The sequence below is a fragment of the Sinorhizobium sp. FG01 genome, from assembly GCF_002531875.1.
GTDB lineage: Bacteria > Pseudomonadota > Alphaproteobacteria > Rhizobiales > Rhizobiaceae > Sinorhizobium > Sinorhizobium fredii_C.
Map to the genome: position 1 here is coordinate 400,687 of NZ_NWTB01000002.1, position 11,447 is coordinate 412,133.

Genomic DNA, 11,447 nt, shown 5'->3' on the forward strand with positions numbered 1-11,447 from the left:
GATCCCTGCCATATCGGCGCTTCGTGAAGGCGCGATGTCAGTTTGTTATAGCTTCTGTTACAGTTCACAGGCGCGGGCCTGGGCCCTCTCATCAGCGACAACAGAAGCGGATGAAGCAGACGACTGCTTGCAACTGCCCCCAATTCAGGAAAACCATGCAGCAGGTGCATGAGCCATTGCCTCAATTGCATTTGAAAGGCTCGACCCCGGTTGCGATAACGCCATGGAGCGGATGGGGAAAGGTATGCGGCCTGATTCCCGGTCCTATTTAGATCCGATGGGAGAGAAACATGGCCGGCAAAAGTCAATTTCAGTGGGACGACCCATTCCTCCTCGAGGATCAGCTGAGCGAAGACGAGCGAATGATCCGCGATACGGCGCGCGCCTACGCCCAGGAGCGGCTGCAGCCGCGGGTGATCGAAGCCTATCGTGACGAAAAGACCGATCCGGCGATCTTCCGCGAAATGGGCGAGCTCGGCCTGCTCGGCGTGACCGTGCCCGACACCTATGGTGGCGTCGGCGCCTCCTATGTCGCCTATGGACTCGTCGCCCGCGAGGTCGAGCGGGTCGATTCCGGCTATCGCTCGATGATGAGCGTGCAATCCTCGCTGGTGATCTATCCGATCTTCGCCTACGGCTCCGAGGAGCAGAAGCAAAGATACTTGCCGAAGCTGATCAGTGGCGAGTGGATCGGCTGCTTCGGCCTTACCGAGCCGGATGCCGGTTCCGATCCGGCAGGTATGAAGACCCGGGCGATCAAGACCGGCAGCGGCTATCGGCTGATCGGCTCGAAGATGTGGATATCCAACGCCCCGCTCGCCGATGTCTTCGTCGTCTGGGCCAAGTCGGAGGCGCATGGCAATGCCATTCGCGGCTTCGTGCTGGAGAGGGGCATGAAGGGCGTATCGGCGCCGAAGATCGCCGGCAAGCTTTCGCTCAGGGCGTCGATCACCGGCGAGATCGTTCTCGACAATGTCGAAGTGGGGGAGGAGGCGTTGCTGCCGAATGTCGAAGGCCTCAAGGGCCCTTTCGGTTGCCTCAACCGCGCCCGCTACGGCATTTCCTGGGGAGCGGTGGGTGCGGCCGAATTCTGCTGGCACGCGGCGCGGCAATACGGCCTCGACCGCAAGCAGTTCAACCGACCGCTCGCCCAGACCCAGCTCTTCCAGAAGAAGCTCGCCGACATGCAGACCGAGATCGCGCTCGGGCTGCAGGCGTCGCTGCGCGTCGGGCGGCTGATGGACGAGGGGCGGATGGCGCCGGAGATGATCTCGATCGTCAAGCGCAACAATTGCGGGAAGGCGCTCGACATTGCCCGCATGGCCCGCGACATGCATGGGGGCAACGGCATTTCCGAGCAGTACCAGGTCATGCGCCACATGGTGAACCTCGAGACGGTCAACACCTATGAGGGGACGCACGACGTCCATGCGCTGATCCTCGGCCGCGCCCAGACGGGGCTGCAGGCCTTTTTCTGAGCGGTGGGACGATGGAAGCGCCGCTGAAGGGCATAAAGGTTCTCGAACTCGCCCGCATCCTCGCCGGTCCGTGGATCGGCCAGACGCTCGCCGATCTCGGCGCCGAGGTCATCAAAGTGGAAAGCCCGGCCGGAGACGACACGCGCAGCTGGGGGCCACCCTTCGTCGAAGGCGAGGGGGGCGAGAAGCTCGATGCCGCCTATTTCCATGCCTGCAATCGGGGAAAACGCTCTGTCGTTCTCGATTTCACGACGGAGGAGGGGCAGGAGGCCGTACGCCGTCTTGCAGCGCAGTCGGACATTCTCCTCGAAAACTTCAAGGTCGGCGGCCTGGCGAAATACGGCCTCGATTACGAGAGCCTGAAGACGATCAATCCGCGGCTGATCTATTGCTCCGTCACCGGCTTCGGCCAGGACGGGCCCTACGCTCATCGCGCCGGCTACGACTATATCATCCAGGGCATGAGCGGCATCATGGACCTGACCGGCGAACCGGATCGAGAGCCGCAGAAGATCGGCGTGGCCTTTGCCGACATCTTCACCGGCCTCTATGGCGTCATCGCCGTGCAGGCGGCCCTGGCGCAGCGGGAGCGCACCGGAGAAGGCCAACAGATTGACATGGCTCTGCTCGACTGCATGACCGGCGTGCTCGCCAATCAGGCGCTGAACTTCCTCGTCTCCGGCAAGGCGCCGCGGCGGCTTGGCAACGCCCATCCGAATATTGCGCCCTACCAGGTGTTCCCGACCTCGGATGGCCACCTGATCGTCGCGGTCGGCAACGACCGACAGTTTATCAAGTTCTGCGACCTGCTCGGCCGTCCCGACCTTGCCGCCGACGAGCGCTACCGCACGAATGCGGGCCGTGTTCAGCACCGTGACAGCCTGACGCCGGAACTCGCCGCGAAAACCCAAGACTTTACCCGGGACGCCCTGCTCGCCAAGCTAGAAGCGGCCGGCGTGCCGGGCGGGCCGATCAACACGGTTGCCGACGTCTTCGCCGACCCACAGATCGTCCATCGGCAGATGCGGGTCGAGACGCCGCATACTGGTGCGGCGACGGGCACCTCGCCGGGGGTGAGGACACCGATTCGTTTTTCCGGCGCAGCGCTGGCTCTGGCGCGCGGCGTGCCGCGGCTAGGCGAGCATACGGCCGAGGTGCTCGCGGAAATAGGGATGGCCGTTCCGACCAAAAGTGGTGAAGCCGACTAAGCTGCGCCGTCGATGGATTTCCCTTTGCTTGCCCCCTCAACCCAGCCCTCTCCGCGCAAGCGGGGCGAGGGTCTAGGAGCGCGCCGCTCGCCCCTTCGCCCCGCTTGCGGGGAGAAGGTCGCGGCAGCGGGATGAGGGGCAAAGCCGCGCGCCTTCACCCCTTCAACGCCCTATCGAAAACGCGCGACAGCCGCTCCGCAAATGCGCGCGGATCCTCCGGCTTGTCGCCGTCCAAAACCCGCGCCTGATCGAGAAGCAGTTTCACCGCGTCCTCTCGGAACGAGCCTTCTTCCGCCGGGCAGTCGGCTAGCGCGGCGATCAGGTGATGCCCGGGATTGATTTCGAGCACAGGCTTTGCCGCGACTTCGATACGCCCCGCACCTTGCAGCATCTTCTGCAGCTGACGGTCCGGGCCGTGCTCCGGCGCCACGAGGCAGACGGCGCTTTCCGTCAGGCGGTCGGAAGCTCTCACATCGGAAACCGCTTCGCCGAGCGTCGCCTTGGCAAAGTTCACGAACTCGGTGACGGCGGGATTCGCCTCGGAAGAGGCGGCTTCTGAGTCCGGCTTCGCAATTCCGGCGAGGTCCGCGGCGCCCTGGGTGATCGACTTGAACGGCTTGCCCTCGAAATCAGGCGCCGTCGTCACCCAGAAGCTGTCGACCGGATCCGTCAAGAGCAGCACGTCGATACCGCGGGCGCGAAATCCCTCGAGCTGCGGCGACGCCTTAAGCTGGGCGAGGTTGTCGCCGGTGAGATAGTAGATCGCCGACTGGCCGTCCTTCATATCCTTGACGTAGTCGCTCAAGGCGCGCGGCTTTTCATCGCCGGCAGTCGTACGGAAGCGGGAAAGAGCCAGCAGCTGGCTCCGCCGTTCGAAATCCTCGTAGATGCCTTCCTTGATGACGCTGCCGAAGTTCTCCCAAAGCGTGGTGAAGGTCTCCGGCTCGCTCTCCGCGAGCTTTTCGATGCTCGTCAATACGCGGTTCGTCAGGCCCTTGCGGATGCTCGCAAGCAGCGGACTTTCCTGGATCATCTCGCGCGACACGTTGAGCGGCAGATCGGCGGTGTCGATGAGGCCGCGCACGAAGCGCAGGTAGCGCGGCAGCAACTCCGCCTCGTCGGTGATGAAGACACGCTTCACATAGAGCTTCATGCGGCCCTTGCGGTCCGGGTCGAACAGGTCGAAAGGCTTCGAGCCGGGAACGAAGGCGAGCGCCGTATATTCGTGGCGCCCCTCTGCGCGGAAGTGGACGGTCACCGCCGGCTCGTCGTACTGGCCGGCAACGCCGCGGTAGAAGTCCGTATAGTCTTCCTTGCGGATGTCGCTCTTCTGCTTTGTCCACAGCGCCGTGCCGTCGGCAACCTGTGCAGGCTCGGCGCCTGGCTTCTCGGCGATCGCGATCGGTACCGGCACGTGGCCGGACTGATCCTTGACGATCCGCTCGACGGTCCAGCGCGAGGTGTAGGTTCTTGCGTCCTCCATCAGATGCAGCGTGATGCGAGTGCCGCGCGCCGGCGCATTGGCGAGCTCGACGGCGGAGACGGTGTAGCTGCCCTTGCCGTCCGACGCCCAGTGCCACGCCTTGTCGGAGCCGGCCCGGCGGGAAACGACGTCGACATTGTCGGCGACCATGAAGGCCGAATAGAAGCCGACACCGAACTGGCCGATCAGCTGCGCGCCGTCCTTGCCCTGTGCCGCCTCGATCCGCTCCATGAAGGCGCGGGTGCCGGAGCGAGCGATCGTGCCGAGCGATTCGACCAACTCGTCGCGGCTCATGCCGATGCCGTTGTCCTCGACGACCAGGCGGCCGTTCTCCTCGTCCAGCGTCAGCATGATGCGCGGAGCGGGATCGCTGCCAAGCAGTTCCGGCGCGACGATCGCCTCGTAGCGCAGCTTCTCGCAGGCGTCCGCGGCATTCGAAATCAGTTCGCGGAGAAAGACGTTCTTGTCGGAATAGACCGAGTGCACCATCAGATGCAGCAGTTTCGCCACATCGGCTTCGAAGACATGTTTCTCGACGGACATTTCGAGGTCACTCATCGTGCTGCGGGCCTCCTGGGATTAGCTGACTTCGACGGGCCGAAGCGAGCCGACGGATATTCATCCTGCTTCGGTTTTCGCCCCAATTGGCAAGGCGCAGCGTGAATTTCAAGAGCCGGAAGGTTCCGGCAATGCGATGAACCGAGAGGTGCAGCTCGAAAGGTCAGATATTGCCCATGCAGAGATATTTCATCTCGAGATAGTCTTCGAGGCCGTGGCGCGAACCCTCGCGGCCGATCCCGGACTGCTTTATTCCGCCGAAGGGGGCTGCCTCGGAGGACATGCGACCGGTATTGATGCCGACCATGCCGTATTCCAGCGCCTCGGCCACATGCCAGACCCGCTTGAGATTCTCCGCATAGAAATAGGCGGCGAGACCGTAGATCGTGTCGTTCGCCTCGGCCACCACCTGCTCGGCGGTCTCGAAGCGGATGATCGGGGCGATCGGCCCGAATGTCTCCTCCTGGGCGACGCGCATGTCGTGCGAGATGCCGGTGAGAACCGTGGGCGCGAAGAAGGTCCCGTTCGTGCCGATCCGCTCGCCGCCGCAGCGCAGTTCGGCACCCTTGGCGAGGGCGTCGGCGACATGCGCCTCGATCTTCTCGATCGCATGGCCATCGATCATCGGACCGATGGTGATGCCGGGCGAAAAGCCGTCGCCGACGCTGAGCTCGCGTACCCGCGCGACAAATTTCGCGGCGAAGGCGTCGTGCACCGCCGATTGCACATAGATGCGGTTTGCCGAAACGCAGGTCTGCCCGGCATTGCGGAACTTCGCCTGAACCGCGCCGTCAACCGCCTCGTCTATGTCGGCGTCGTCAAAGACGATGAAAGGGGCGTTGCCGCCGAGTTCGAGGCTGACCTTCTTGATCTGGTCGGAGCATTGCCGCATCAGCAGGCGGCCGACTTCGGTCGAACCGGTGAAGCTGATCTTGCGGACCTTGGGATTGCTGCAGAGTTCGCGCCCGATCGGCGCCCCCTCCGAAGCGTAGAGCAAATTGAGCACGCCTTCTGGAAAGCCGGCCTTCTCGGCGAGCACGAACATCGCACCGGCGACGAGTGGCGTCTGTTCCGCAGGCTTCAGGACGACGGCGCAGCCGGCGGCAAGCGCCGGTGAAATCTTGCGGGCGACCATCGATGCCGGGAAATTCCAGGGCGTGATTGTGCCAACGACGCCGACCGGCTGCTTGATGACGAGCATGCGACGGTCGTTGGCAGGGGCAGGAAAGGTTTCGCCATAGACGCGTTTCGCCTCCTCCGCATACCACTCGACATAGGAAGCGGCGTGCAGCACTTCGCCCTTCGCCTCGCCGAGCGGCTTGCCCATCTCGGCCGTGAGAATGGCAGCGAGATCGTCGACATGCTCGACGATCAGGTCGTGCCAGCGGCGCAGGATCGCGCTTCGGTCCTTGGCAGGCTTTCCCGCCCAGAGCGGCTGGGCGCAGGCGGCCGCATCGATTGCGGCATGGGCGTCCTCGATCTCCATGTCGGGCAGCGTCGCCAGCAATTCGCCGGTCGAAGGATTGAAGACATCGAAGGTCGGGCCGTTCCACTCGGAGGCGGCGCGGGTCACCCGATCGAGCGTTGCGAATTGGTCCGCTGCGCGAAGGTGCTTGGTGAGTGCGGGTGTCAGGGCCATGGCGCGTCCTCCGGCGAGGCGGGCCACGGCTCAGCAAGCCTCGCTCTTTGTTTTGTTGCGGGGCACGCGTCCGCGCGCCCCAAGCCGGTGTCGGACGAGCGCGATAGCGGTCGGCCGGCGTGCCGTCAACCGCGCGCTTCGACGATCGATGCTTCGAGGATATCGAGCGCTTCGGCGAAGACTTCTTCCTGGATGGTGATCGGCGCCAGGAAGCGGATGACATTGCCGTGGACGCCGCAGGTCAGCAGGATCAATCCCTTTTCGAGGGCGACGAGGCGGACCTTGTTGGCGAACTCCGCGCTCGGCAGGTTCGTTTTCGCGTCATTGAATTCGACGGCGTTCATGAAGCCGGGGCCGCGGATGTCGGCGATCTCCGGCGCCTTTTCGCGGATCTCGGCAAGGCGCTGCTTGAGCCGGTTGCCGAGCTGGTTTGCCCGCTCGCAAAGCTGCTCTTCCTCGATGACGTCGAGCACGGCGTGGGCGGCTGCGATGCCGATCGGATTGCCGCCATAGGTGCCGCCAAGGCCCCCCGGGCCCGGCGCGTCCATGATCTCGGCGCGGCCCGTCACCGCCGCGAGCGGAAAGCCGCCGGCGAGGCTCTTCGCCATCGTCGTCAGATCCGGAGCAACGTCATGATGCTGCATAGCGAAGAGCTTGCCGGTGCGGGCAAAGCCGGTCTGGACTTCGTCGGCGATCAACAGGATGCCGTGCTGATCGCAAATCTCGCGGAGTGCCTTCAGGAACGCGGTCGGGGCCGGATAGAAGCCGCCTTCGCCCTGAACCGGTTCGAGGATGATAGCCGCGACGCGGCCCGGATCGACGTCGGCGGCAAAGAGCTTCTTCAGCGCTGCGATCGACTGCTCGACGCTGACGCCGTGCAACTCGATCGGGAAGGGGGCATGGAACACGTCGCCCGGCATCGCGCCGAAGCCGACCTTGTAGGGCACGACCTTGCCGGTCAGCGCCATGCCCATGAAGGTGCGGCCGTGGAAGCCGCCGCCGAAGGCGATGATGGCCTGGCGTCCGGTTGCGGCGCGGGCGATCTTCACCGCGTTTTCGACCGCCTCGGCGCCGGTGGTGACGAAGATCGTCTTTTTGGCGAACGTGCCGGGGGTGAGCGCATTCAGCCGCTCTGCCAAGTGAACGTAGTTCTCATAGGGAACGACCTGATGGCAGGTGTGGGTGAAGCGATCGAGCTGCGCCTTGACGGCAGCGATCACCTTCGGATGGCGGTGTCCGGTATTGACCACGGCGATGCCGGAAGCGAAATCGATAAAGCGATTGCCTTCCTTGTCCCAGATCTCGGCATTTTCGGCGCGCTCGGCATAGATCTGCGTTGTCATCCCCACGCCGCGGGAAATGGCGGCGTTCTTGCGTTCGGTCAGGCTGGTCATCGTCACTGTCCTGTCTGAATTCAGAGATATATTGCATTTTTTCTGCAATTTTCCTCCGGAAGTGGTACATCTTTTGACATGGAAAGCAAATCAAATTTGGTGATGGAGCGAGCAGGCCTAGTGATGGCCGCTTCTTGTAAATCCGCGGGGCGCGCCGCTAGATTGCCGAAAACTGTGCACGACGGGGAATCGCGCCGTCTTCGGCGTCGGAAGGACGCATCTTGATGAGTGGGCCGGACAATATTCGCTACAAGGTGGCCGAAGCGGCAAGGCTCGCCGGCGTCTCGGCTTCGACGCTGCGTCTTTGGGAAACCCAAGGGCTCGTGGTGCCCGGCCGTTCGGCGACCGGCCATCGGCAATATACCGAGGCCGACCTGGCGCGGTTGAAGCGCATTTCCTGGTTTCGCGCCGAGCGCGGCCTCAACCCGGCGGCAATTCGCGAGGCGCTAGAGGCCGAAGGCCCGGCGAACGACGACGCCGGGCCCGGGCCGTCGGCGGAAGCCAATGCCGACCTGCAGGTCGGGCGCAAATTGAGAAGCCTCAGGCATGCGGCGGGCAAGACGCTGGAACAGGTGGCCGGCGAGGTCGGCATCGCGCCATCGGTACTCTCGACGCTCGAACGAACCTCCCAGGGCGTCTCGATTGCCGTCTTGCACAATCTCGCCGAATATTTTGGCACCACGGTCTCGAGCCTCTCGGGCGAAGAGGAGCCGCAGGCACGCGCGCTTGTCCGCGCCGGCGAATGGCGCAATTGGCCGCGTACGACTCCAGGCGTGACGGTGCAAATGCTTGCCGAGGGTAAGAACCAGATGGACTGCCACCGCTTCGTGCTGGCGCCCGGCGCCTCGAGCGAGGGTGCCTATCGGCACGAAGGCGAGGAGTTCGTCTATGTGCTTTCCGGCCGCGTCGGGTTCGTGCTGGATTCGGATCAGTTCTACGACCTTCATCCGGGCGACTCCCTCTATTTCGAGAGCCGCCGCCGCCATGCCTGGTCGAACCGCCACGACGGCGAGACCGTGCTGCTCTGGATCAACACGCCGCCGACTTTTTAGGCGGCTTGGCAAAGACTTACGGCGGCGACTTCAGGTAAGTAGGCGTACCGCCGCTGCATCTTATTTGGCGTAGTGCCAAGATTCTTGCAACCGAATCCATATGTAGTGATGCTTTCGCGTCGGCAACTCAGATCTCGTCTCTCGTTGCAGGCGAAACACACTTCTGCGCGTTCCGATGCCTCCACCGGAATGCTTGCGCGACGCGTGCCAAAGTTTGGCCCTATTCGGCTATACAGTCGCCGACCACCGCCTTAACTATTTTTCATACACCTGAACTCACCGCTCTTCCGAGGAGCATCTGGCGAAGCTGCGGCAAAAAATCATACCGGCGAGGGATGCCGCCAAGGAGAATCCCGCAAGGTTTTACTCTGGGGATGTTCATGCAGATTGCGCGCGACCGGCAGCTGGACGGCCTAAGAGCCATCTCCGTTTCATTGGTTCTCTACGCGCACTTCTTCGCCGACGGATCCCATCTGGGACATATCGGGGTTCGATTGTTCTTCGTTCTGAGCGGTTTCCTGATCACCCGGTTGCTGCTCGAAGCGCGCGCTGATGCTCGCTTCGAAACTGCTGCGGCCCTCAAATCCTTCTACGTGCGCCGGGCGCTGCGCATCTTTCCTCCTTACTTCGGGGTGCTAGGCTTCGTTTGGCTGATCGGTTTGGAAGGGTCCAAGCAAGTGCTTGCCTGGCACGCGCTCTATCTTTCGAACTTCTGGTATGCGCTGCAGAACGATTGGAACCCTTGGGTGCTCTGTCATACCTGGAGCCTGAGCATCGAGGAGCAATTCTACATTGTCTGGCCGCTGGCCGTGCTTATGGCGCCCAGACGCTCGGTCGCCGCTATCTGTCTCGGCGTAATCGCCCTCTCGCTCGCCTACCGCTTCTATTGGCCCTTGACCGGGACGCCGTCGCTCGCGCGCGACTTGTTGCCGCCGGCCTCGATGGACGCGCTGGCGGTCGGCGCGCTTCTGGCCACCAGACGATCAAGCAGAGAAGCTTGGCCTCGATGGGTTGAGCGAAGCTGGGTGCCGCTTATGGCCATTTCCCTGATCCTCCTATGGTTTCGCCCGACGTCGAAGCCGCCGCTCCTGGAGTGGCTGGCCTGGATGGGGCTCGAGATCCTTCCGCTCCTGCCGCTGGCGCTGCTCGTCGGCAATTGCCCGCGCGGGATCGGAGGCACTCTTGGCCGCCTTCTCGGATGGGGGCCGATGGTCGCCCTCGGCCGCATCAGCTACGGCATCTATCTTTACCATGCGATCGTGCTTGCCCTTGTCGTCAAGGCGCAACCCATCATTCCCGTCAATGTTTCGGAGCAGGGGCCGGGGCGGCTCCTGGTCGCCGGCGCCGGTACGCTGATCCTTGCTTCGATTTCCTGGATCGCCTTCGAGCAGCCGCTCAACGCGCTAAAACGCCACTTTCCCTATGTTCGCCGCGGAAGCGGGAATTCGGAAGGCGCCGCGTATCGGCGCGCGCCGGGTGAGCGCACTGGAGCCTTCCAGGGCTCGGAGGTCCAATAAACATGAGCCGAACCATGCCCAGCCCATTGGTGTCCGTCCTGCTGCCCGTCTACAATGGCGAACCCTACCTCGCTGCAGCGCTCGAGAGCATTCTGTACCAGGACTACAAACACCTTGAGGTCGTCGCGATCGACGATGGATCGACGGATCGTTCGCTCGAAATCCTGGAGACATATCGCAAGGAGGATGGCCGCCTTTCCATTCTTTCGCGGGAGAACCGCGGCCTGATCGCGACCTTGAACGAGGGACTGGCGCTCGCAAACGGCGAGCTCGTGGCGCGGATGGATGCCGATGACGTTGCCTATCCGTCGCGCATCTCCCGACAGGTCGCGCTCTTTGCCGAAGAGCCTCGGCTTGCCTTGTGCGGCTCAGGCGTCGATACGCTTATCGGCACACGCATCATCCGCGGGAAGCCTAGCCCGATATACCGGCGGGAAAGCATGCGCATCCTGTCGATGTTCTTCACCCTCTTCCTCCACTCGACCGTCGTCTACAATCGGAAAGCAATCCCCGAAAGTTTGCTCGTCTATGATCCGGACTATCCGCATGCGGAAGACTTCGATCTGTTCCGTCGGATCGCCGACTGTTGTCCGGCCGCGATGATCGACGAGCCGCTGGTTGCCTACCGCATCCATGGCAACAGCGTGACGAGCAAGCACCAGCGGCGCATGCGTCAGACGCACTTGAAGATCGTCGCTGAAAACCTTGAACGGGATGGTCTTTTCGATGATGCCAGCCCGCTTCGCGAGATCGGAGCCGCGGTGACGAGGCAGACGATCGCGGCCGTTTCCGAATTCATGCTCTCGCTGGAACGCAGGATTTCCACCTGCCCGGCCGAGACACGCAAGGCCTACGAAGACGGCATCCTGTGCTTCTTCTACTTCCTCTATCAGATGATCGTCGATGAAGAACGGCCGGAACTGACGCACGATTTCCTGACACGGACGGGGAAATGGCAGCTCATTCGGCGCCGGGAGCGGTACGGCCTGCTCGCCGGCGCGCGTGCACCCTGGTGCAGCCGACTCTTCATGGCCGCGTCCAGGAAAGTGGATTGGCTGGCGCGTTATATGCAATCCGTTCCAGCGGCGACGATCCTTCCTCAACATGGCGCGGTGTGA

General features: G+C 63.1%; 8 protein-coding genes. 5 read left to right on the forward strand and 3 right to left on the reverse strand.

Annotated elements, in window-relative coordinates; all coding sequences use genetic code 11:
• Positions 1-290 precede the first annotated feature (290 nt).
• Entirely contained in the window at positions 291-1,478 is a 1,188-nt protein-coding gene (locus tag CO656_RS01950) for an acyl-CoA dehydrogenase (protein ID WP_097524613.1), read from the forward strand.
• Positions 1,479-1,489: 11 nt separating this feature from the next.
• A complete protein-coding gene (locus tag CO656_RS01955; RefSeq protein WP_097524614.1) occupies positions 1,490-2,686 on the forward strand; it encodes a CaiB/BaiF CoA-transferase family protein in 1,197 nt (398 codons plus the stop codon).
• A gap of 154 nt (positions 2,687-2,840) precedes the next feature.
• Here the strand turns inward: CO656_RS01955 and htpG are convergent, their stop codons facing one another.
• The 3 genes from htpG to CO656_RS01970 all read right to left on the reverse strand — a co-directional run bounded on the left by htpG (position 2,841) and on the right by CO656_RS01970 (position 7,760).
• Complete coding sequence (htpG, locus tag CO656_RS01960; protein WP_097524615.1) at positions 2,841-4,727, reverse strand: molecular chaperone HtpG; 1,887 nt, start codon at positions 4,725-4,727, stop codon at positions 2,841-2,843.
• 163 nt (positions 4,728-4,890) lie between these two features.
• The gene (locus tag CO656_RS01965) at positions 4,891-6,366 is read right to left on the reverse strand and encodes an NAD-dependent succinate-semialdehyde dehydrogenase (RefSeq protein ID WP_037417203.1); all 1,476 of its coding nucleotides are present in this window, start codon (positions 6,364-6,366) and stop codon (positions 4,891-4,893) included.
• Positions 6,367-6,491: 125 nt separating this feature from the next.
• Positions 6,492-7,760: a 4-aminobutyrate--2-oxoglutarate transaminase gene (locus tag CO656_RS01970; protein WP_097524616.1), complete on the reverse strand. Its 1,269-nt coding sequence runs from the start codon at positions 7,758-7,760 to the stop codon at positions 6,492-6,494.
• A 224-nt stretch (positions 7,761-7,984) separates the two neighbouring features.
• Between CO656_RS01970 and CO656_RS01975 the strand changes: the two genes are divergently transcribed.
• From CO656_RS01975 to CO656_RS01985, 3 genes are all read left to right on the forward strand, one after another.
• Positions 7,985-8,812: a MerR family transcriptional regulator gene (locus tag CO656_RS01975; protein ID WP_097524617.1), complete on the forward strand. Its 828-nt coding sequence runs from the start codon at positions 7,985-7,987 to the stop codon at positions 8,810-8,812.
• Between the two features lie 380 nt (positions 8,813-9,192).
• Complete coding sequence (locus tag CO656_RS01980) at positions 9,193-10,329, forward strand: acyltransferase (protein WP_097524730.1); 1,137 nt, start codon at positions 9,193-9,195, stop codon at positions 10,327-10,329.
• Between the two features lie 14 nt (positions 10,330-10,343).
• Positions 10,344-11,447 (forward strand): glycosyltransferase, encoded by a 1,104-nt coding sequence (locus tag CO656_RS01985; protein ID WP_179864679.1) that lies wholly within the window; start codon positions 10,344-10,346, stop codon positions 11,445-11,447.